Below are 20,343 nucleotides of genomic sequence, written 5' to 3' on the forward strand. Positions count from 1 at the left end.
GAATAGGCTTTGATCCAGGGATCTCCGAATGGGGCAACCCACCTGAATGTTTGTTATTATTGCCTTCGGGCAGCTAATAACACTCATGACCAGGTATTTATGACCTGAATATATAGGGTTATAAAAGCAAACCCGGGGAACTGAAACATCTAAGTACCCGGAGGAAAGGAAATCAATTGATACTCCCCTAGTAGCGGCGAGCGAACGGGGACCAGCCGAGCCTTGAGCGTGATCAGAACCAGTTGGAAAGCTGGGCCATAGCGGGTGACAGCCCCGTATGAGAAGCGTGATGGGACGTATTAAGTAGGGCGGGACACGTGAAATCCTGTCTGAAGATCGGGGGACCACCCTCGAAGGCTAAGTACTCCTTGCTGACCGATAGCGAACCAGTACCGTGAGGGAAAGGTGAAAAGCACCCCGACGAGGGGAGTGAAACAGTACCTGAAACCGAGCGCCTACAATCAGTCGGAGCTTGACTGGACTCTTATGACACTCTGAGGCCATGGTCCTCCACGAGGAGTTGAGCGGCAAAAGCCCTCAAGTAACGAAGTGGTAGGGCTGTCGGATGCTCTGCCCTCAAGTAACAAAGTGGTAGGGCACTAACATGGCTGATGGAACGTTTGCAGTATTGATGTTCGTGGCGGGTCTGACCGACATGGGTCTCAATTATTGCGGCACGGCAACGGGTTGCCTCGGCAAGACCGATACGACACCGCGCGTGGCCTTCTCGGCCGGGTCGGTGATCGAACGGAATGCCGAAGAAAGCCCGGAAGTTTATCTTCGCTACGATCTCGGACACAAGCGCGGGCCATTCGGCCAGGCCCTGGGTCTGTCGACGGGCGAGGCGGGATCGTGGATCGGCTTTGGGTCGACCTACACGATCAATCTCGGCAACAGCCCGGTTTACGCCGAGCTGCACTCGATGCCTGGCATCTGGGTGGAGAACGAATTCGACCTTGGAGGGCCGATCGCCTTCCGATCCGGGATCGAGTTCGGCTACGAGATGCGGAATGGCTGGCGCGCGAGCCTCAGCTATGACCATCGATCGAGCGCCGGGATCTACGAAGACAATCCGGGGATCGAAACGGTGCAATTCCGGGTCTCCATGCCATTGCGATGAACGTTCCCGACAGAGTTTATAAGTGTCCAGTCTTGTGACGGCGTACCTTTTGTATAATGGGTCATCGACTTGGTCTATCTAGCAAGCTTAAGCCGTTAGGTGTAGGCGCAGCGAAAGCGAGTCTGAATAGGGCGATGAGTTAGATGGATCAGACCCGAAACCGAGTGATCTAGGCATGACCAGGATGAAGGTAAGGTAACACTTACTGGAGGTCCGAACCCACACCTGTTGAAAAAGGTCGGGATGAGTTGTGCCTAGGGGTGAAAGGCCAATCAAACTCGGAGATAGCTGGTTCTCTGCGAAATCTATTTAGGTAGAGCGTCATCCGAATACCCCGGGGGGTAGAGCACTGGATGGGTAATGGGGCCCCACAGGCTTACTGATCCTAACCAAACTCCGAATACCCGGGAGTACTAGATGGCAGACACACTGCGGATGCTAACGTCCGTAGTGGAGAGGGAAACAACCCTGACCTACAGCTAAGGCCCCCAATTCGTGGCTAAGTGGGAAAGCAGGTGGGACGACCAAAACAACCAGGAGGTTGGCTTAGAAGCAGCCATCCTTTAAAGATAGCGTAACAGCTCACTGGTCTAAACAAGTTGTCCTGCGGCGAAGATGTAACGGGGCTCAAGCCACGAGCCGAAGCTTAGGATGCCGTAAGGCATGGTAGCAGAGCGTAGTGTGACATAGGACCTGTCCTCTTTTGCATCCTTCGGGATGTAGCGGAGGAACGGGTTCTTTCTGTGAAGCCGGGGCGTGAGCCATCCGGTGGAGAGATCACTAGCGAGAATGATGACATGAGTAGCGACAAAGAGTGTGAGAGACACTCTCGCCGAAAGTCCAAGGGTTCCTGCTTAAAGCTAATCTGAGCAGGGTAAGCCGGCCCCTAAGGCGAGGCCGAAAGGCGTAGTCGATGGGAACCAGGTTAATATTCCTGGGCCAGGAGATGGTGACGGATTGCGGAGGTTGTTCATCCTTATCGGATTGGATGGGCCGCTGAGCAGTCCCTGGAAATAGCCCTCCTTCGGACCGTACCCGAAACCGACACAGGTGGACTGGTAGAGAATACCAAGGCGCTTGAGAGAACGATGTTGAAGGAACTCGGCAAAATACCTCCGTAAGTTCGCGAGAAGGAGGCCCGGTTCCTAGGCAACTAGGGGCTGGGGGCACAAACCAGGGGGTGGCGACTGTTTACTAAAAACACAGGGCTCTGCGAAGTCGCAAGACGACGTATAGGGTCTGACGCCTGCCCGGTGCCTGAAGGTTAAAAGGAGGGGTGCAAGCTCTGAATTGAAGCCCAGGTAAACGGCGGCCGTAACTATAACGGTCCTAAGGTAGCGAAATTCCTTGTCGGGTAAGTTCCGACCTGCACGAATGGCGTAACGACTTCCCCGCTGTCTCCAACATCGACTCAGCGAAATTGAATTGCCTGTCAAGATGCAGGCTTCCCGCGGTTAGACGGAAAGACCCCGTGCACCTTTACTACAGCTTCAGACTGGCATCAGGCATGTGATGTGCAGGATAGGTGGTAGGCTTCGAAGCAGGAACGCCAGTTTCTGTGGAGCCATCCTTGAGATACCACCCTTCGCCTGCTTGATGTCTAACCGCGAACCGTTATCCGGTTCCGGGACCCTCTGTGGCGGGTAGTTTGACTGGGGCGGTCGCCTCCTAAATCGTAACGGAGGCGCGCGAAGGTTGGCTCAGAGCGGTCGGAAATCGCTCGTTGAGTGCAATGGCAGAAGCCAGCCTGACTGCGAGACTGACAAGTCGAGCAGAGTCGAAAGACGGCCATAGTGATCCGGTGGTCCCAAGTGGGAGGGCCATCGCTCAACGGATAAAAGGTACGCCGGGGATAACAGGCTGATACTGCCCAAGAGTCCATATCGACGGCAGTGTTTGGCACCTCGATGTCGGCTCATCTCATCCTGGGGCTGGAGCAGGTCCCAAGGGTACGGCTGTTCGCCGTTTAAAGAGGTACGTGAGCTGGGTTTAGAACGTCGTGAGACAGTTCGGTCCCTATCTGCCGTGGGTGTAGGATACTTGAGAGGAGTTGCCCCTAGTACGAGAGGACCGGGGTGAACGATCCACTGGTGGACCTGTTGTTGCGCCAGCAGCAGTGCAGGGTAGCTATGATCGGACAGGATAACCGCTGAAGGCATCTAAGCGGGAAGCCCCCCTCAAAACAAGGTATCCCTGAGGGCCGTGGAAGACCACCACGTCGATAGGCCGGAGATGTAAGCGCAGCAATGCGTTCAGTTGACCGGTACTAATGGCCCGATAGGCTTGATTTGATCCAGTAACAGACAGGTGGAACCTGCGCTTACCGGATGAAAATCAAAAGCATACACAAACAGTACGCTTGGACAGCGATAAAGGTTGATATTGCAGCACCTGGAATGACACCGGTGCGGGAACGCGCATTTGCATGCAAATACGCTGCCTCCCGCTAATTAAAACCCAGGTGCCAGCACCTGGGTTTTACTTGGTTTGGTGGTCATAGCACGAGCAAAACACCCGGCTCCATTCCGAACCCGGCCGTTAAGTGCCGTCGCGCCAATGGTACTGCGTCTTAAGACGTGGGAGAGTAGGTCGCCGCCAAACCTAGCAAAACCCAGACATCGTATCTCTCAAAACGGTCAGCGCAAAAAACACCAAGCGTCGCGGGATGGAGCAGTCCGGTAGCTCGTCAGGCTCATAACCTGAAGGTCGTAGGTTCAAATCCTACTCCCGCAACCAATAATACCCAAATCAGCATCAACACCAAACAACGCGCCCCGTTGGCCCGCGTCAGTAACGGCTGTAAGCATCTCTACACATAAAATGATCAGCGTCCTCCGCTGACACTTGCCCCGACACAGACTGTGGATCATCCCACAGCAAGTGCAGGGCTTCCAAAAATCGAAGTAAATCGAGAGCAGACACAGTGCGTTTTGATTGCCGCGAAAAACGACGCGTTGCGGATTACACGCGGTAGGACGCATCCCCGCAAACGCGGGAGATCTACTAAGTCAAAAGCATCGCGCGCTTATCATCGTCTACGACCGTCTTTATGGCATCCCCATGCAGCTTCATGCGGGATCGTAAGGCGTAGCTGAATTGAATAACCCGCACCTCACGTGAGCGAAGCGCAGACATGCCTAGGCGCCTACTCCGATAATTCACTCCTCAGAACACGAAATCGCCGATTTTGCGGGCGTCTCTCGGATCCTGCCGCGGTGGTTCAGACGTATTCAGATATCTGATCTTCGCAGAAAAGATCGCACAGGGGATGACCGAAAGTCCGCAAACAACCGACGGGTTCAGCTCGCCCAGTTCGGCGTTTACACGCTGACAAAATCGAGAAAAAGCAATGGTGCCCAGGAGAGGACTCGAACCTCCACGTCCTTGCGGACACCAGCACCTGAAGCTGGCGCGTCTACCATTCCGCCACCTGGGCAGGTTGCGTGAGGCGCGATGTATCCATAGCGACGGGGCGTGTCAACGCCTTGCGATCACGTTTTCACCCAAGATCACCGATGTCTTGCCCGCCGTCCCGCAGACCGGTAGGAACAGGCCGAACGGCACCCGTGGAAGGAGCGATCCATGCCCAAGTCCAAGCTTGTCACGATCTTCGGTGGCTCCGGTTTCGTGGGCCGCTACATAGCTCGGCGGATGGCCCAGGACGGATGGCGCGTCCGTGTCGCCTGCCGTCATCCCAATGACGCGATCTACGTGCGGACATACGGCGTGGTCGGCCAGGTCGAACCCGTTTTCTGCAACATCCGCGATGACGAATCGGTCCGCAATGTCATGAAAGATGCGGATGCTGCGGTGAACTGCGTCGGCGTCTTGGCAGAGACCGGGAAGAACACCTTCGATGCGGTGCAGTCCGAAGGCGCGGAACGCATCGCGCGGATCGCCAACGAAGAGCAGGTCGGCCGCCTCGTGCAGATCTCCGCGATCGGGGCCGATGCCGACAGCGCAAGCGAATACGCGCGCACCAAGGCGCGGGGCGAGGACGCGGTGCTGTCCGCGTTCCCGGACGCGATCATCCTGCGGCCCTCCATCGTGTTCGGACAAGAAGACGAATTCTTCAATCGCTTCGCGCAGATGACCCGCTTCGGTCCCGTTCTGCCCGTTGTGGGCGCCGATACGAAGTTCCAGCCCGTCTGGGTCGACGACGTCGCACAGGCCGCCTGCATGGGTGCTCTGGGGCAGGCTGAGCCGGGGATCTACGAGCTTGGCGGCCCCGACGTCGATACGTTCCGCGAATTGATGATCCAGATGCTCGACATCATCAAACGGCGCAGGCTGATCGTGAACATTCCGTTCCCGGTTGCCCGGCTGATGGGTGGTTTCTTCGAGGTGCTGAATACGGCCACGCTGGGCCTGGTGCCCGCGCAGATCACCCGCGATCAGGTCGCGAACCTGCGGATCGACAACGTCGTGCAGGAGGGCGTGAAGACCTTCACCGATCTCGGGATCGAGCCCACGTCGATGGAAGCCGTGCTGCCCGACTACCTGTGGCGCTTCCGTCCCTCAGGCCAGTATTTCGCGATTAAGGAATCTGCGGATTCACTGAAGCCCCGCTGAGCCGCGGTGCAAGGCGCCGTTCAGGGTTTCAGGCGTTTCAGGATATCCCCGTTGAGACAGCCCGGCATCGCGTCCGGGCTTTCTTCGTGGGTATTGAGCCAGCGATCGCACCCGGCGGTATCGCCACAGGTCCGGCAGCGCGCGACAATCTCCGCCCAATCGGCATGTTCGATCACACCCGCTTGCCGTGCCGCCGCGGGATCGGCGCCGACGATCTTGGCCATGCGGCGCACGCGCATGAGATGACGACGCCGGTCGCCCAGGGGCTGGGGCCGCATCAGACGCCTGCTTTAAAAGCGGCAAAGCGCGTGCGGTTGCGGCAATAGCCCGGCGTCTCTTCTGGCCGTGCGGTGAAATCCATCAGCCATGAGGCGCAGGCATCCGAGCGGTCGCATTGCGTGCAGGCCAGCACCGCGGCCTCCATCTCTCCCGGTGGCACGCGTCCGCGCTGTCGCAGCGTCTCGATATCGAGGCCAAGCGCCTCGGCCATCATCGACACGATGCGGCGGTGTTTTTCCAAGGTGGCAGATCCCAACATGCGCAACTCCCTTTGACTGGGGGATGCGGGCCAATCTGTCAGGGCAGGGGAGGCATTGCCTTGATCTCAATCAAACGCCGAGGCGCGCCGCCGTCTGCCGCACAATGTCGATCCGTGCCGCATTCGGAGGATGCGTGCCGAGGAAACGATTGCCGGGATCCGGGATGCGCAGGAAGAACTCCGCGCCGCGAACCGGATCGTATCCCGATTGCGCGGTGATGATCGTGCCGAGCTGATCGGCCTCTAGCTCGAAATCCTTGGAATAGCGTCGCGCGCCCACCTGCGCGCCGATCTGCTCCGCCTCGCGGACATATTCAGCGCTGGCGCCCGACATCGCAGCGAGGCCGGAAAAGATCACGGCCCCCACGGCGGCGTTCTGCTGCGTCCGTTCAAGATGGCCGAGGATATGATGCGACGCCTCGTGGCCCATCACGAAAGCGAGCTCGTCCGCATTCTCCACAGAGGCGATCAGGGCAAGGTTGAAGGCGAGGACCGGACGCCCCGCGCGGTCGAGTGTCTGGAAGGCATTGGGCGCCTGGCCGGGCCGGTCATCGATCACGATGATGAAGTTGCAATTCGCACCGGGGGCCACGCGTCGGCATTCCCGCTCCGCCACGGGCTCCATGGTTTCCACGACCTCGACGAAGGTGCTCGCGGCCCGGGAGGCCCGTTCGCTGACATCCGGTGTGGCCGTGGGCTCGTACACGCCCGAAGGCGGTTGCGCAGGCCCGGTTTCGGGCAACGGCGCACAGGCCGCCATCCCGATCAGGAACAGCGGCAAAAGGCGCGGCAGGATACGGCTCAATGCTTGCATGACTCATGGCATATAGCTGCCGATTTCACGAATAAAGCCACAAAGACGTCACTTGGCAGGCCTTTGCTCACGGCTATCTCCCTGGGCATGACCGAACCCATGACCGTCATCTACAACGATACCTGCCCGATCTGCGCGCGTGAGGTGAAAGGCTACAAATCCATCACCCGCAAGCATGACCTGCCGATCCGGTATCATGGCCTCAGCGAAGGCGAGATGCAGGCCTTCGAACTGACCCCGCGGGATGCCGCGCGGCGGTTCCACGTCGTCAAGAACGGCAAACTCCATGACGGGGTGGACGCCTTCGCGCTGATCTGGGCCGAGATGCCGCGCTTTCGCTGGCTGGCCCGCGTCGTGCGTCTGCCCATCGTGCATGGGATGGCGAAACTGATCTACGATCATGTCGCAGCGCCCGCGCTCTTCGCGATGCACCGTCGGCGCGTTGCCAAGGGCCAGGCCCATCGCCGCGGTTGAGCGCGCGTCATGTCGAAAACCGGTTTCCAGATACCGCGGCACGGTCTAGGCTTTCCCCATGTTCAGCATCGAGCACGAATTTGACGCAACGGTCGTCACACTGGTCGACGAGGGCGCGGCGAACCTTCAGGAGGACGTCGTGGTCAATTCCTTCGAGGAATGCGTCACGATCGAGCAATTCGATCCGCGCACGGACCAGGTGATGAAGATCACCCTGTCGATCAGCCAGATGAACGATCTGGCCGCCGCGATCGAGCTGCCGGAAGGCGTCTACCGGCGCGCGGGCAAAGGCTCCGGCGCCTGACGCGCGAACCGGCTTTGCGCTTTTCTCGCCAGCGGGATGTCCCCTCGAAGATCGCCGGTTGAAACCGGCGTCTGGAGGTCAGACATAGGCAATGTCGATGACGAAGGATTGACCATGCCAGACGCAAACCCTGCCGCACTCGATTTCCTGCTGACGCGCCGCTCGCGCCCGGCCAAGACGCTGTCGGGTCCCGCGCCGGGCCGGGATGCGCTCGTCCCGCTTCTGACCGCGGCGTCGCGCAGCCCCGATCATGGCAAGCTGGAGCCTTGGCGCTTTATCGTGCTCGAACGCGCGGCACTTGACCGGTTGGCCGAGGCCGCCGTGGCGCGCGGTCAGGACATGGGCCTCGATCCCGAGCAGATCGAGAAGGGGCGCAAGCAATTCGCGGACAGCCCCTTGTGCGTTGCAGTGATCGAGACGCCGAAAGCCTCGCCCAAAGTGCCTGCCCTTGAGCAGACCTATGCCGTGGGCGGCGTCTGTCTTGCGCTCTTGAATGCCGCGCTCGCAGCGGGCTGGGGCGCCAACTGGCTGACGGGCTGGGTCGCCCATGACCGCACGCTCACCGCATCCGCCCTCGATCTTTCCGAGGAGGAGCGGGTCGCGGGGTTCATCCATATCGGGACCGAGACCTCCACCCCGCCGGAGCGGCCCCGCCCCGATCTCGATCGCATCGTGACCTGGCAGAGCGCATGATCGCGCGGTCCATCACGCGGGCGCTTTCCCAGATGGGGGATCCGCGGTTTCGTTCCGTTCTCTTGAAGGGTGTGGGTCTGGCCGTAGCGCTTCTTGCGGTGTTCTATGCCGCCTTCGTGACGCTTGTGGGCTGGGTGACGCCTGAGGTCGTGACCATACCCTTCATCGGGGAGGTCCGCTGGATCGACGACTTGCTGAGCTGGGGCTCGATCCTTTTAATGTTCGTCCTGTCGGTCTTCCTGATGGTGCCTGTAGCCTCCGCCATGACCGGCATTTTCCTCGAAGATGTCGCAGCCGCGGTGGAGGATCGCTATTACCCTGATCAAGCACCGCCGGGGCGCATTCCGTTCAACGAGACTGTGCGGGACACGCTATCCTTCCTGGGGCTGCTGATCGTCGCCAATCTATGCGCGTTGGTCCTGTACCTGCTTTTTGCGCCGCTTGCGCCCTTCATCTTCTGGGGGCTGAACGGCTTTCTGCTCGGGCGGGAATATTTCACCGTCGCCGCGATGCGTCGGGTCGGACGGCGCGGCGCGCAGGAGATGCGCAAGCGGCATTTCGTGACGATCTGGGTGGCGGGGGCGCTGATGGCGGTGCCGCTGACCATCCCGCTCGTCAATCTGCTGGTGCCGATTCTGGGCGCGGCCGTCTTCACCCATCTCTATCACGCGCTGGCTGCGTCGCGCGCGGCGTGACGCGGGCCTTACTCTGCGTCGACCGCCGCAGGCCCCATCCGGTCGAACATGTCGATGTCACGCACGGTGATCCAGCCTGAGGTGATGATCACGTAGAGGATGCACCAGAAGACCGCTGCGACCCCCGTCGTGATCCAGGCCTTCTTCTTGAGATGGTGGTTCTCGGGGCTCGACGCGTGGGTGCCGTGGACGACATCCCCCAGATCGCCCTGCGTCTCGAGCCGGATCGGGATCGCGATCAGGAAGATCATGAACCATAGGACCGCGTAGAGAACGAAGGCGGAAGTGATCGTCATTGATATCTCCTGGCTGCGCGGATGCGCGCGTTCAGACTTGTTCTAGCTCGACCAGGCAGCCGTTGAAGTCCTTGGGGTGCAGAAACAGCACCGGCTTGCCATGCGCGCCGATCTTCGGCTCGCCCGAGCCCAGGACCCGCGCGCCCGTCTCCTGCAGATGGTCACGCGCGGCCAGAATGTCATCCACCTCGTAGCAGATGTGATGAATGCCGCCCGCCGGATTCTTCTCGAGAAATCCCTTGATCGGGCTGTCGTCGCCCAGCGGATACAGCAATTCGATCTTCGTGTTGGGCAATTCGATGAAGATGACCGTGACCCCGTGATCGGGTTCGTCCTGAGGCGCGCCGACCTTGGCACCGAGCGCGCTGCGGTATTGTGCCGCGGCCGCCTCGAGGTCCGGCACGGCGATGGCGACATGGTTGAGACGTCCGATCATGGCGGGCTCCTTTTCTGTTCTGCCTCGCATATGACGTATGGCGTTTCCTTACCGCAAGAGCGGCCATGCATTAACCGTGCATTAGCTGTTCGGGTGCACCGTGAAGCCAGAACAAAACTGGAGGGTGTGATGAACGATTCGTTGAGTTTCAGTGGTCAGCTACAGCCTACCGCGGCGCGTCCGCTTCTGGGTCTGACGATCCTCATGGTCGAGGACAGTCGCTATGCCTGCGATGCGGCGCGGCTTTTATGCGTGCATAGTGGCGCGCGGCTGCGGCGGGCCGATTGCCTGGCTTCGGCGCATCGCCACCTTGAGGTCTATCGCCCTTCGGTCATCATCATCGATATGGGGCTTCCCGACGGCTCCGGCGCCGATCTGATCCGGCAGGTGTCGCAAGCGACGCCGCGCATCTCGGCCATTCTGGCGACCTCGGGCGATCCCTTTGCGGAGCATTGCGCCCTGGCTGCCGGTGCGGACGGATTTCTCGCCAAGCCCTTGGTCAGTGTCGCGGTCTTCCAGAACAAGATCCTGTCCCTTCTGCCCCAGGAACGGCGTCCGATCGGCCCGCGCACCTTGTCCGACGAGTCGGTCGTCGCCGATCCCATCGCCTATCGCGACGACATGGCCCATGCGGCCGAGGTGCTGTCGCGGGAGGAGGATCTGCCCGGCCTCGATTATGCCGCGCGTTTCCTATCGGGCGTGGCCCTCAGTGCAGGGGACCGGGCCCTCGCGGATGCCGCCGATGCCCTGTTCGAAGCGCGGATGTCCGCCTTGCCGATCGGCTCCGCGCTCGCGCGATTGTCGGGTCTTGTCCATGAACGGCTGGAGGATCGCATGGCGGTATGACCGGGCCCGTCATGGCCGCGTGGCGGATTTGCATGTTCTTCCTATGTTCGCGATTAGATCCACGCGAACCGGGGTGACAATCCCGCCGAAACCGACCATGATCTTGGCCATGGCTTCTGAGGCAACACAAGATTTGGCGCGAATGCCCGCTTCCGATCGGGACGCGCTGGCTTTTGCGAAGGGACGCATGCGCGTGCGGCCCGACCTTGCCGCGCGGGAACGCCCATCTCGCCAAGCCGATCTTTGGTACGCATCGCATGAGGGACTGGAATGGACGGCTCGAACCTAGTCGAGCGTCGGTTCACGTCGCTTGAAGTCTGCGCGGGTGCCGGGGGGCAGGCCCTCGGGCTTGAACGAGCGCAATTCGAACATCTCGCCCTCTGCGAGATCGAGGCGCGTGCCCGCGAGACGCTGAAGCTGAACCGGCCGCACTGGAATGTCCTCGAAGGTGCGGATGCGGATATCAAGACGCTCGATGCACGCCCCTATCACGGGGTCGACCTTCTGGCAGGCGGTCTGCCCTGCCCGCCCTTTTCAGTCGCGGGAAAGAAGCTTGGCGAGAATGATGAGCGCAATCTCTTTCCCGATTTCCTGCGCATCACCGCCGAATGCGCCCCGCGCGCCATCCTGATCGAGAACGTGAAGGGCCTGATGGCGCCGGATTTCCAAAGCTTCCGGGAGAAGCTGAAGCGGGCGTTCCGAAAACTCGGCTACAGAATCGATTTCAAACTGCTCAACGCCTCCGATTTCGGCGTACCGCAACTTCGCCCGCGCGTGGCCATCGTGGGCCTGAAGACGGAGCTGGGCGTGCCCTTCGTCTGGCCCGAGGATAAGATCGCGGCGCCCAGCGTAGGCGAGGCCCTGATCGCGCAGATGCGCGCGCATGGCTGGGAAGGGGCCGAGGCCTGGGCGAAGGGCGCGCAGACCATCGCGCCGACGCTTGTCGGGGGCTCCAAGAAACATGGCGGTCCGGATCTCGGTCCGACCCGCGCCCGTGCTGCCTGGGCGGCGCTGGGCGTCGATGGCAAGACCGTCGCCGAAGAGCCGCCCGCCCCCGGTTTCGAGGGCATGCCGCGACTGACGGTGCAGATGGCCGCCACGATCCAGGGCTTTCCGGAGAACTGGACATTCGCGGGCAAGAAAACGCCCGCATATCGACAGGTCGGCAATGCGTTCCCGCCGCCCGTGGCCGAAGCGCTCGGCACCTCCATCGCGCGGGCGCTGACGATGGCCGGCGCCTTGGCCAAATGACGGTCCCGCGCCTTCGGGAATTGCGCGCGAAATTCCACGCGACACTCATGGAGACCACGCTGACCCGCAACGCGGGCGGGGTGCCCAGCAATGCCGACAGCAGCAGCATTGCCAGCAAGCGCGCCGCCAATGGCATTCTGGACCGTCTGGGGGCGTCGGCCACCGCCTCCAAGCTGCCCGGTCAGACCATGGGTGCGAATTTCGAGACGGCCTGCGAAGCCTTCGTGCGCGTCAGCCTTGCTGAGCTCACGCATCTGCGACCGGGACGGTTCGAGGTGCGCAAGGGCGGGGGCATCTCCGAATTTGACCAATACGAGCATCTGGACGAATTGCAGATCATCGCGTCCGAAAATCGCGAAATCGCCACGGCGCTGGGCTCGGATTACCTGATCAAGCCGGACGTGGTGGTGTATCGCGCGCCGGAAAGCGACGCGGAGATCAATCGCCATGCGGTTCTGGTCGATGCGGATATCGCGCGGCTCAGCCCGTTGCGCGGCGATCTCTGGGCGAGGCCCAGCCTGCACGCATCGATCAGCTGCAAATGGACGCTGCGCAGCGACCGCGCGCAGAATGCGCGGTCCGAAGGGCTCAATCTCGTGCGCAATCGCAAGGGCCGCCTGCCGCATATCGCGGTCGTCACCGGAGAGCCGCTGCCGAGCCGCATCTCATCGCTGGCGCTGGGCACGGGCGATATCGATTGCGTCTATCACTTCGCCCTGCCGGAGCTGCGCGATGCGCTGATCGAGGGCGGGGATGCGGGGTATCTCGACCAGCTTGAGATGATGATCGAAGGGAAGCGCCTGCGCGATATCGCCGACCTTCCCCTCGATCTGGTCATATGAGGCCTATTCCTCGGGGATCACCCGCAGGCGCAGTTCCATGAGCTGATCGCTCGTGGGCTCCGAGGGCGCGTCCATCATCAGGTCTTCCGCGCGCTGGTTCATCGGGAACATGATGACTTCGCGGATATTGCTCTCGTCCGCCAGCAGCATCACGATCCGGTCGATACCCGCGGCGCAGCCACCATGCGGCGGGGCGCCGTAGCGGAAGGCGTTGACCATGCCGCCGAAGCGCTTGCGCACCTCGTCTTCGCCGTAGCCTGCCAGTTCGAACGCCTTGAACATGATCTCGGGCTTGTGGTTCCGGATCGCGCCCGAGACCAGCTCGTAGCCGTTGCAGGCCAGGTCGTACTGGTAGCCCAGAACGTCCAGCGGATCGCCTGACAGCGCGTCCATCCCGCCTTGCGGCATCGAGAAAGGGTTGTGCGAGAAGTCGATATCGCCGCTTTCCTCGTCGGCCTCGTACATCGGGAAATCGACGATCCAGGCAAAGGCGAAGCGGTCCTGATCGGTCAGGCCCAGCTCGTCACCGATGACTGTGCGCGCCTTGCCCGCGACCCGCTCGAACGACGACGGCTTGCCGCCGAGGAAGAAGGCCGCGTCACCGACACCGAGACCCAGCTGTTCGCGGATCGCTTCCGTGCGCTCGGGGCCGATATTCTTGGCGAGCGGTCCGGCCGCTTCCATGCCGTCGCCCTGATCGCGCCAGAAGATGTAGCCCATCCCCGGCAGGCCCTCTTTCTGGGCGAAGGCGTTCATGCGGTCGCAGAACTTGCGGCTGCCGCCACCGGGCGCGGGGATCGCGCGGATCTCGGTGCCCTCCTGCTCCAGAAGCTTGGCGAAGATGGCAAAGCCCGAGCCGGCGAAATGTTCGGATACGACCTGCATCTTGATCGGGTTGCGCAGGTCGGGCTTGTCCGTGCCATACCAGAGGGCCGCATCCTTGTAGGAAATCTGCGGCCAGTCCTCGGGCGCATCGACCTTGCGGTCACCGCCGAACTCCTCGAATACGCCTGCGATGACGGGGGAGACGGTGTCGAAGACATCCTGCTGCTCGACGAAGCTCATCTCCATGTCGAGCTGGTAGAAGTCGGTGGGCGAGCGGTCGGCGCGCGGATCCTCGTCGCGGAAACAGGGCGCAATCTGGAAATACTTGTCGAAGCCCGACACCATGATCAGCTGCTTGAACTGCTGCGGGGCCTGCGGCAGGGCGTAGAACTTGCCCGGATGCAGACGCGAGGGCACGAGGAAGTCGCGCGCGCCTTCAGGCGACGAGGCCGTGATGATCGGCGTCTGGAATTCGCGGAAGTTCCGCTCCCACATGCGCTTGCGGATGGAGGCGACCACGTCCGAGCGCAGGGTCATGTTCTTCTGCATGACCTCGCGGCGCAGATCGAGGTAGCGATAGCGCAGGCGCGTTTCCTCGGGGTATTCCTGATCGCCGAAGACGATGAGCGGCAACTCATCGGAGGCACCCAGCACCTCGACGTCGCGGATATAGACCTCGATCTCGCCGGTGGGCAGCTTGGGGTTCACGAGGCTTTCGTCGCGCGCCTTCACCACGCCATCGATGCGCACGCACCATTCCGAGCGCAGCTTCTCGACCTCAGCGAAGACCGGGCTGTCGGGATCGCACAGCACCTGCGTCATGCCGTAATGGTCGCGCAGATCGACGAAGAGAACGCCGCCATGGTCGCGGATGCGGTGCACCCAGCCGGCAAGGCGGACATCCTGGCCCACATGGTCCTTGCGAAGATCGGCGCAGGTCTGGCTGCGATAGGCGTGCATTGGGTCTGCCCCCGTAAAAATTGCCGGAAAGTTAGGCGCCGATACACCGCCCCCGGCCCCGGAAGTCAAGCAAAAGGCCCGCCGATTTGGTGGGATACGCGACTTGTCGTATTCTGGGCCGCGGAATCGGCGGACCGTTTTGACAGGCCTTTGCAGAAGGAGGCGTTTCATGTGGGACCGGATGTTGGATTCGATCTTGGCGCGCCTGGTCACGCTTGGCGACCTTCGCGTGACCTGGCCCGATGGCCGCGAGACGCGCTATGGCGCCGATGCGCCGCCGCGTGCTCATATTATCCTGAAAGAGCCGTCCATCGTGCGGCAGCTCTGCCTGCGCCCGGTTCTCGCGCTGGGCGAGGGCTACATGGATGGGCGGATCGAGATATCGGACGACGACCTGCATCCGCTTCTGGCCTTGCTGCAGCGCGCCCGTCAACGCGGCGGGCGGATGCCGCGATGGCTTGAGATCGCGAATGACGTGAAGCTCGCGATGAGCGTCTTCCTGCAGCGCAACTCGCCGATCTCGGCGCGTCGCAACGTGGCGCATCACTACGATATATCGGACGATCTCTACCGGCTCTTTCTGGACGCGGACATGCAGTATTCCTGCGCCTATTTCACCGATCCGGGCATGAGCCTCGAAGACGCGCAAGCCGCGAAGAAGGCGCATATCGCCGCCAAGCTCCGGCTGGAGCCAGGCATGCGGGTGCTCGATATCGGCTGCGGGTGGGGTGGAATGGCGCTGACGCTGGCGCGGGATCACGGCGTGGAGGTGACCGGGGTGACCCTGTCCAGAAACCAGCATGCCACGGCGCAGGCGCGGGCCGAGGTGGCGGGATTGTCAGGCAGGATCGACATCCGGCTTCAGGATTACCGCCATGTACGCGACAGCTTCGACCGGATCGTCAGCGTCGGCATGCTGGAGCATGTGGGCCGCCCGCAATTCCGCACGTATTTCGGCAAAGTGGCCGAACTGCTTCAACCGGGCGGCATCGCATTGGTCCACACGATCGGGTTGAGCCGCCGTCCGACGCCCACCTCGCCCTGGATCGACAAGTACATCTTTCCCGGCGGTTACGTGCCCACGATGTCCGACCTTGCGCCCGAAATCGAGCGCGCGAATTTGTGGATGGCGGATATCGAGGTGCTGCGCGGGCATTATGCGCGCACCCTGCATCACTGGCGCGACCGGTTCGAGGCCGCGCTCGATCAGGTGCGCGAGATGTATGACGAGCGCTTCGTGCGCATGTGGCGCTTTTACCTCGTGGCCTGCGAGACGGCCTTCGAGGAGCAGCACCAGGGTGTGTTTCAGTTCCAGCTCTCACATGCGCAGCAGGCCGTGCCGGTCACGCGCGATTACCTTTACGCCGGCGCAGCGGGGCAGCTGTCACAGGCGGCGGAATAAATCTCTCACAAGCTTATGTCGAAGGCGCAGTGATCGCTGCCCGTGGCCGAGCAGCACACCTCCTTGCAGGTGAAATCCCGGTGCGACAAGCGCTGGAACATGTGCTCGAACATGGCCGCGTAATATTGGCAGCAGGGGCCGTCCGCGTTGATGTTCAGTGCAAGCGGGTTGTGAAACAGCGCCAGCCGCGAGGTCGACTGAATGGCGAACATGCCCGATCCGGCGAAGGTCCACGCATTGTGCCTTGCCGATTTGCCCACCAGCCAGGCCGAGATCGACCAAGGCATGTTCTGCAACATCAGCCGGGCTTTGGGCGGGATGTAATGCGCCACGAAGACCTCTGCCGCGACGCGGCCCGCCATGTCCATCATGCGGGGGGCCTGTTCGGGCCATTTCTCCCAGACAAGCTGATGCAGATGTGCGACCTTGCCCTCGGGCACGAATTCCGCTTCACCGGGCAGATCGGTAATGCCGGAGGCATGAAAAACGAGGTCGCGGTCCACGCCCCCGATTTCCTTTTCGATGACGGCGTGAAGCGGCACGACCATGTTCGCCCCCATCAGGCCCGCTTGTCTTTGCGGGGGGTGGCTGTTGTCGAAAGCTGCGGCCATTCATCGGCTCCTGCCGGATATGTCGGGTCTGTCTCTTGCTGCGGATACCCAAGGTTGGCGTGGCGTGTTAGCCTTGTATAGCAGATTAGACACATTTGCGTGTCAGATTATTGTGACAATTTAGGTCAACGTAGCTGCGACTCCCGTCCGCGGATCGTCCGCACTTGTGGCAACGCGCTTTGCGGGGGGGCTTTCGGCCTTGAACCGGGCCCGCGCATGTCTATAACGCACGACAATTTGCGACCCGCCCTTTTCAGGGGGTCGGCCACCCTTCGTCTGACGAGGATCCCATGCCCAAACGCACCGATATCTCATCCATCATGATCATCGGCGCCGGGCCTATCATCATCGGACAGGCCTGCGAGTTCGACTATTCCGGCGCTCAGGCCTGCAAGGCCCTGCGCGAGGAAGGCTACCGCGTCATTCTGGTGAACTCGAACCCGGCAACGATCATGACCGATCCGGGGCTTGCGGACGCCACCTATATTGAGCCGATCACCCCTGAAATCGTTGCGAAAATCATCGCCAAGGAAAAGCCGGACGCGCTTCTGCCGACGATGGGCGGGCAGACCGGTCTGAACACTGCGCTCAAGCTCGAAGAGATGGGCGTGCTGGCCGAACATGGCGTGGAGATGATCGGCGCCAACCGCGACGCCATCGAGATGGCCGAGGACCGCGCGCTCTTCCGAGAGGCGATGGACCGGATCGGGCTCGAGAATCCCAAGGCCACCATCGTCACCGCGCCCAAGCGCGAAGATGGCAGCGCGGACCTGAAGGAAGGCGTGCGCATGGCGCTTGCCGAGCTCGAACATATCGGCCTGCCCGCGATCATCCGCCCTGCCTATACTTTGGGCGGCACCGGTGGTGGCGTCGCCTATAACCGCGAAGATTATGAGCATTTCTGCCGTTCGGGCATGGATGCCTCGCCGGTGAACCAGATCCTAATCGACGAGTCGCTGCTCGGTTGGAAGGAATACGAGATGGAGGTCGTGCGCGACCGCGCGGACAACGCCATCATCGTCTGCTCCATCGAGAACGTCGATCCGATGGGCGTGCATACGGGCGATTCGATCACCGTGGCACCCGCGCTCACGCTGACCGACAAGGAATACCAGATGATGCGCTCGGCCTCGATCGCGGTCCTGCGCGAGATCGGGGTGGAGACAGGCGGCTCGAACGTGCAATGGGCGGTGAACCCCGAAGATGGCCGCATGGTCGTGATCGAGATGAACCCGCGCGTGTCCCGCTCCTCGGCGCTGGCCTCTAAAGCCACAGGCTTCCCCATCGCCAAGATCGCCGCGAAGCTTGCGGTGGGCTACACGCTCGACGAGCTCGACAACGACATCACCAAGGTGACGCCCGCCTCGTTCGAGCCTTCTATCGATTACGTCGTCACGAAAATCCCGCGCTTCGCCTTCGAGAAATTCCCGGGCTCCGAGCCATATCTGACCACCGCCATGAAATCGGTCGGCGAGGCGATGGCCATCGGGCGCACCATCCACGAGTCGCTGCAAAAGGCGCTCGCCTCTATGGAAACGGGGCTGTCGGGCTTCGACGAGGTCCATATCGAAGGCGCGGACGATCCCGCCAATGGCCGCGCGGCCGTCATCAAGGCCATTTCCAAGGCGACGCCCGACCGGATGCGCACCATCGCGCAGGCCATGCGGCACGGCCTGTCTGACGACGATATCCACGGCGTGACCATGTTCGACCCGTGGTTCCTCGCGCGGATCCGCGAAATCGTTGAGGCAGAGGACAAGATCCGCGCCGAGGGTCTGCCACAGGATGCGCAGGGCCTGCGCGACCTGAAGATGATGGGCTTCACCGACATGCGCCTCGCCGCCTTGACAGGCATGGACGAACATGCCGTGCGCGCGCATCGCACGGGCCTTGGCGTTGTGGCGGTCTTCAAGCGGATCGACACCTGTGCCGCCGAGTTCGAGGCGCAGACGCCCTACATGTACTCGACCTACGAGGCCCCCTTGATGGGCGAGGTCGAGTGCGAGGCGCGCCCGTCGGACGCGAAGAAGGTCGTCATCCTGGGCGGCGGTCCGAACCGGATCGGGCAGGGGATCGAGTTCGATTATTGCTGCTGTCACGCCTGTTTCGCGCTGACCGATGCGGGCTACGAGACGATCATGATCAACTGTAACCCCGAGACCGTGTCGACCGATTACGACACCTCGGATCGCCTCTATTTTGAGCCGCTGACCTTCGAGCATGTCATGGAAATCCTGCGCGTGGAGCAGGAGAACGGTACGCTGCACGGCGTGATCGTGCAGTTCGGCGGCCAGACGCCGCTGAAGCTGGCCAATGATCTCGAAGAGGCGGGTATCCCGATCCTCGGCACCACGCCCGACGCAATCGACCTTGCCGAAGACCGTGAACGGTTCCAGTCGCTGGTCAACGATCTGGGTCTGAAGCAGCCCAAGAACGGCATCGCGTCCTCCGACGCACAGGCGCTGGCCATCGCCGACGAGATCGGCTTCCCGCTGGTGATCCGTCCCTCCTACGTCCTGGGTGGCCGCGCGATGGAAATCGTCCGCGATATGGCGCATCTGGAACGCTACATCCGCGAGGCCGTGGTGGTCTCCGGCAAGTCGCCTGTGCTGCTCGACGGGTATCTGTCCGGCGCGGTTGAATTGGATGTCGATGCATTGTCCGACGGCACCGACGTGCACGTGGCTGGCATCATGCAGCATATCGAGGAGGCGGGCGTCCATTCCGGCGATAGCGCTTGCTCGCTGCCGCCTTATTCGCTGCCGATGGAGATCATCGACGAGGTGAAGCGTCAGACCGTGGCGCTCGCCAAGGGCCTGAACGTGGTCGGCCTGATGAACGTGCAATTCGCGGTCAAGGACGGCGAGATCTACCTGATCGAGGTCAATCCGCGTGCATCGCGCACCGTGCCCTTCGTGGCCAAGGCCACGGACAGCGCCATCGCATCCATCGCCGCGCGGATCATGGCGGGCGAGAAGCTCGCGGATTTCCCGCAGCGTCCGCCCCATGGCGACAAGATCGACTACGACACGGACGTGCCCATGGCCGATCCGATGACGCTTGCCGATCCGATGATGCCGTGGTTCTCGGTGAAGGAGGCGGTGCTGCCCTTCGCCCGTTTCCCGGGCGTCGATACCGTGCTCGGTCCCGAGATGCGCTCCACGGGCGAGGTCATGGGCTGGGACCGGTCCTTCCCGCGCGCCTTCCTCAAGGCACAGCTCGGCGCGGGCAACATGCTCCCCGAGAGCGGCCGTGTCTTCCTGTCGATCAAGGACGACGACAAGGGCGAGCAGATGATCGATACCGCGCGGATCCTCATCTCGCAGGGTTTCAAGATCGTCGCAACGGCGGGCACGGCGGCCTATCTCAAGGAAGCAGGCGTCGACACCGACATCGTGAAGAAGGTCTACGAGGGCCGTCCGAACGTGGTCGACATGCTCAAGGACGGTGAGATCCAGCTGGTTCTGAACACCACCGAAGGCGCTGCCGCGCTGGAGGACAGCCGCGAAATCCGGTCAGTCGCGCTCTACGACAAGATCCCGTATTTCACGACGCTCGCAGGTGCGCATGCCGCGGCACAAGCCATCCAGGCCCGTGACGAGGGCGAGTTGGTGGTGAAGTCGCTTCAGGGCTGACGAGATCGATCGGCGCGTTCCAAGGCGCG

At 61.8% G+C, this 20,343-nt stretch carries 17 protein-coding genes, 2 tRNA genes and 2 rRNA genes (1 of these 21 running past the window's edge); 13 read left to right on the forward strand and 8 right to left on the reverse strand.

Annotation, left to right across the window (positions count from 1 at the left end; genetic code table 11):
* The 3 genes from FIV09_RS00490 to FIV09_RS00500 form a co-directional block, all read left to right on the forward strand.
* Window positions 1-3,411: ribosomal RNA gene (locus tag FIV09_RS00490) — 23S ribosomal RNA — on the forward strand (it extends 90 nt beyond the left edge of the window).
* Window positions 3,412-3,606: 195 nt separating this feature from the next.
* Window positions 3,607-3,721 (forward strand): 5S ribosomal RNA (gene rrf / locus FIV09_RS00495).
* Window positions 3,722-3,779: 58 nt separating this feature from the next.
* Window positions 3,780-3,856 (forward strand) — tRNA-Met (locus FIV09_RS00500).
* A gap of 614 nt (window positions 3,857-4,470) precedes the next feature.
* Here the strand turns inward: FIV09_RS00500 and FIV09_RS00505 are convergent.
* Window positions 4,471-4,556 (reverse strand) — tRNA-Leu (locus FIV09_RS00505).
* 146 nt (window positions 4,557-4,702) lie between these two features.
* Here FIV09_RS00505 and FIV09_RS00510 point away from each other — a divergent pair.
* Window positions 4,703-5,692: a complex I NDUFA9 subunit family protein gene (locus FIV09_RS00510; protein ID WP_152448142.1), complete on the forward strand. Its 990-nt coding sequence runs from the start codon at window positions 4,703-4,705 to the stop codon at window positions 5,690-5,692.
* A 20-nt stretch (window positions 5,693-5,712) separates the two neighbouring features.
* Here FIV09_RS00510 and FIV09_RS00515 read toward each other — a convergent pair whose 3' ends face one another.
* The 3 genes from FIV09_RS00515 to FIV09_RS00525 all read right to left on the reverse strand — a co-directional run bounded on the left by FIV09_RS00515 (window position 5,713) and on the right by FIV09_RS00525 (window position 7,044).
* Window positions 5,713-5,970, reverse strand: a complete 258-nt coding sequence (locus tag FIV09_RS00515) for a DUF6455 family protein (RefSeq protein ID WP_152448143.1) — start codon at window positions 5,968-5,970, stop codon at window positions 5,713-5,715.
* A complete protein-coding gene (locus tag FIV09_RS00520; protein WP_152448144.1) occupies window positions 5,970-6,230 on the reverse strand; it encodes a DUF6455 family protein in 261 nt (86 codons plus the stop codon). The genes FIV09_RS00515 and FIV09_RS00520 overlap by 1 nt, the downstream gene beginning before the upstream one ends.
* Before the next feature lie 70 nt (window positions 6,231-6,300).
* On the reverse strand, window positions 6,301-7,044 hold the full coding sequence (locus FIV09_RS00525) for a M48 family metallopeptidase (RefSeq protein ID WP_254702281.1): 744 nt from the start codon (window positions 7,042-7,044) through the stop codon (window positions 6,301-6,303).
* A gap of 87 nt (window positions 7,045-7,131) precedes the next feature.
* Between FIV09_RS00525 and FIV09_RS00530 the strand changes: the two genes are divergently transcribed.
* The 4 genes from FIV09_RS00530 to FIV09_RS00545 all read left to right on the forward strand — a co-directional run bounded on the left by FIV09_RS00530 (window position 7,132) and on the right by FIV09_RS00545 (window position 9,210).
* A complete protein-coding gene (locus tag FIV09_RS00530) occupies window positions 7,132-7,518 on the forward strand; it encodes a thiol-disulfide oxidoreductase DCC family protein (protein ID WP_152448145.1) in 387 nt (128 codons plus the stop codon).
* 58 nt (window positions 7,519-7,576) lie between these two features.
* On the forward strand, window positions 7,577-7,822 hold the full coding sequence (locus tag FIV09_RS00535) for a hypothetical protein (RefSeq protein ID WP_152448146.1): 246 nt from the start codon (window positions 7,577-7,579) through the stop codon (window positions 7,820-7,822).
* A gap of 114 nt (window positions 7,823-7,936) precedes the next feature.
* A complete protein-coding gene (locus FIV09_RS00540; protein ID WP_152448147.1) occupies window positions 7,937-8,515 on the forward strand; it encodes a nitroreductase in 579 nt (192 codons plus the stop codon).
* Window positions 8,512-9,210 carry an EI24 domain-containing protein gene (locus tag FIV09_RS00545; RefSeq protein ID WP_152448148.1) on the forward strand — a complete coding sequence of 233 codons (699 nt, stop codon included), beginning with the start codon at window positions 8,512-8,514 and terminating at the stop codon, window positions 9,208-9,210. The genes FIV09_RS00540 and FIV09_RS00545 overlap by 4 nt, the downstream gene beginning before the upstream one ends.
* 8 nt (window positions 9,211-9,218) lie before the next feature.
* On the opposite strand, the gene FIV09_RS00550 is transcribed toward FIV09_RS00545, so the two are convergent.
* Together FIV09_RS00550 and mce are read right to left on the reverse strand one after the other, a co-directional pair.
* A complete protein-coding gene (locus FIV09_RS00550; protein WP_152448149.1) occupies window positions 9,219-9,506 on the reverse strand; it encodes a DUF1467 family protein in 288 nt (95 codons plus the stop codon).
* Between the two features lie 31 nt (window positions 9,507-9,537).
* Window positions 9,538-9,942, reverse strand: a complete 405-nt coding sequence (gene mce, locus FIV09_RS00555) for a methylmalonyl-CoA epimerase (protein WP_152448150.1) — start codon at window positions 9,940-9,942, stop codon at window positions 9,538-9,540.
* A 129-nt stretch (window positions 9,943-10,071) separates the two neighbouring features.
* Here mce and FIV09_RS00560 point away from each other — a divergent pair, with 129 nt between their 5' ends.
* From FIV09_RS00560 to FIV09_RS00570, 3 genes are all read left to right on the forward strand, one after another.
* Window positions 10,072-10,788: a response regulator gene (locus tag FIV09_RS00560; RefSeq protein WP_152448151.1), complete on the forward strand. Its 717-nt coding sequence runs from the start codon at window positions 10,072-10,074 to the stop codon at window positions 10,786-10,788.
* 270 nt (window positions 10,789-11,058) lie between these two features.
* Window positions 11,059-12,039 carry a DNA cytosine methyltransferase gene (locus FIV09_RS00565; RefSeq protein WP_152448152.1) on the forward strand — a complete coding sequence of 327 codons (981 nt, stop codon included), beginning with the start codon at window positions 11,059-11,061 and terminating at the stop codon, window positions 12,037-12,039.
* Window positions 12,036-12,881 carry an NgoMIV family type II restriction endonuclease gene (locus FIV09_RS00570; protein ID WP_152448153.1) on the forward strand — a complete coding sequence of 282 codons (846 nt, stop codon included), beginning with the start codon at window positions 12,036-12,038 and terminating at the stop codon, window positions 12,879-12,881. Before FIV09_RS00565 ends, FIV09_RS00570 begins: the two co-directional genes overlap by 4 nt.
* 3 nt (window positions 12,882-12,884) lie before the next feature.
* Here FIV09_RS00570 and aspS read toward each other — a convergent pair whose 3' ends face one another.
* Window positions 12,885-14,666, reverse strand: coding sequence for an aspartate--tRNA ligase (gene aspS / locus FIV09_RS00575; protein WP_152448154.1), 1,782 nt, complete (start codon window positions 14,664-14,666; stop codon window positions 12,885-12,887).
* 169 nt (window positions 14,667-14,835) lie between these two features.
* On the opposite strand from aspS, the gene FIV09_RS00580 reads away from it, so the two are divergent.
* Window positions 14,836-16,068: a cyclopropane-fatty-acyl-phospholipid synthase family protein gene (locus FIV09_RS00580; protein ID WP_152448155.1), complete on the forward strand. Its 1,233-nt coding sequence runs from the start codon at window positions 14,836-14,838 to the stop codon at window positions 16,066-16,068.
* 5 nt (window positions 16,069-16,073) lie between these two features.
* Here FIV09_RS00580 and bchJ read toward each other — a convergent pair whose 3' ends face one another.
* On the reverse strand, window positions 16,074-16,679 hold the full coding sequence (gene bchJ / locus FIV09_RS00585; RefSeq protein ID WP_152448156.1) for a bacteriochlorophyll 4-vinyl reductase: 606 nt from the start codon (window positions 16,677-16,679) through the stop codon (window positions 16,074-16,076).
* A 290-nt stretch (window positions 16,680-16,969) separates the two neighbouring features.
* Here bchJ and carB point away from each other — a divergent pair, with 290 nt between their 5' ends.
* Window positions 16,970-20,314: a carbamoyl-phosphate synthase large subunit gene (gene carB / locus FIV09_RS00590; protein ID WP_152448157.1), complete on the forward strand. Its 3,345-nt coding sequence runs from the start codon at window positions 16,970-16,972 to the stop codon at window positions 20,312-20,314.
* Window positions 20,315-20,343 lie beyond the last annotated feature (29 nt).

Source organism: Roseivivax sp. THAF197b (assembly GCF_009363255.1).
Classification (GTDB): domain Bacteria; phylum Pseudomonadota; class Alphaproteobacteria; order Rhodobacterales; family Rhodobacteraceae; genus Roseivivax.

Coding starts and splice junctions, on each gene's coding strand:
- FIV09_RS00560 (WP_152448151.1), top strand. CDS start 10,072: ATGAACGATTCGTTGAGTTTCAGTGGTCAGCTACAGCCTACCGCGGCG.
- FIV09_RS00540 (WP_152448147.1), top strand. CDS start 7,937: ATGCCAGACGCAAACCCTGCCGCACTCGATTTCCTGCTGACGCGCCGC.
- FIV09_RS00565 (WP_152448152.1), top strand. CDS start 11,059: ATGGACGGCTCGAACCTAGTCGAGCGTCGGTTCACGTCGCTTGAAGTC.
- FIV09_RS00550 (WP_152448149.1), bottom strand. CDS start 9,506: ATGACGATCACTTCCGCCTTCGTTCTCTACGCGGTCCTATGGTTCATG.
- FIV09_RS00545 (WP_152448148.1), top strand. CDS start 8,512: ATGATCGCGCGGTCCATCACGCGGGCGCTTTCCCAGATGGGGGATCCG.
- FIV09_RS00535 (WP_152448146.1), top strand. CDS start 7,577: ATGTTCAGCATCGAGCACGAATTTGACGCAACGGTCGTCACACTGGTC.
- FIV09_RS00580 (WP_152448155.1), top strand. CDS start 14,836: ATGTGGGACCGGATGTTGGATTCGATCTTGGCGCGCCTGGTCACGCTT.
- aspS (WP_152448154.1), bottom strand. CDS start 14,666: ATGCACGCCTATCGCAGCCAGACCTGCGCCGATCTTCGCAAGGACCAT.
- FIV09_RS00525 (WP_254702281.1), bottom strand. CDS start 7,044: ATGCAAGCATTGAGCCGTATCCTGCCGCGCCTTTTGCCGCTGTTCCTG.
- FIV09_RS00515 (WP_152448143.1), bottom strand. CDS start 5,970: ATGCGGCCCCAGCCCCTGGGCGACCGGCGTCGTCATCTCATGCGCGTG.
- carB (WP_152448157.1), top strand. CDS start 16,970: ATGCCCAAACGCACCGATATCTCATCCATCATGATCATCGGCGCCGGG.
- FIV09_RS00510 (WP_152448142.1), top strand. CDS start 4,703: ATGCCCAAGTCCAAGCTTGTCACGATCTTCGGTGGCTCCGGTTTCGTG.
- bchJ (WP_152448156.1), bottom strand. CDS start 16,679: ATGGCCGCAGCTTTCGACAACAGCCACCCCCCGCAAAGACAAGCGGGC.
- FIV09_RS00570 (WP_152448153.1), top strand. CDS start 12,036: ATGACGGTCCCGCGCCTTCGGGAATTGCGCGCGAAATTCCACGCGACA.
- mce (WP_152448150.1), bottom strand. CDS start 9,942: ATGATCGGACGTCTCAACCATGTCGCCATCGCCGTGCCGGACCTCGAG.
- FIV09_RS00530 (WP_152448145.1), top strand. CDS start 7,132: ATGACCGAACCCATGACCGTCATCTACAACGATACCTGCCCGATCTGC.
- FIV09_RS00520 (WP_152448144.1), bottom strand. CDS start 6,230: ATGTTGGGATCTGCCACCTTGGAAAAACACCGCCGCATCGTGTCGATG.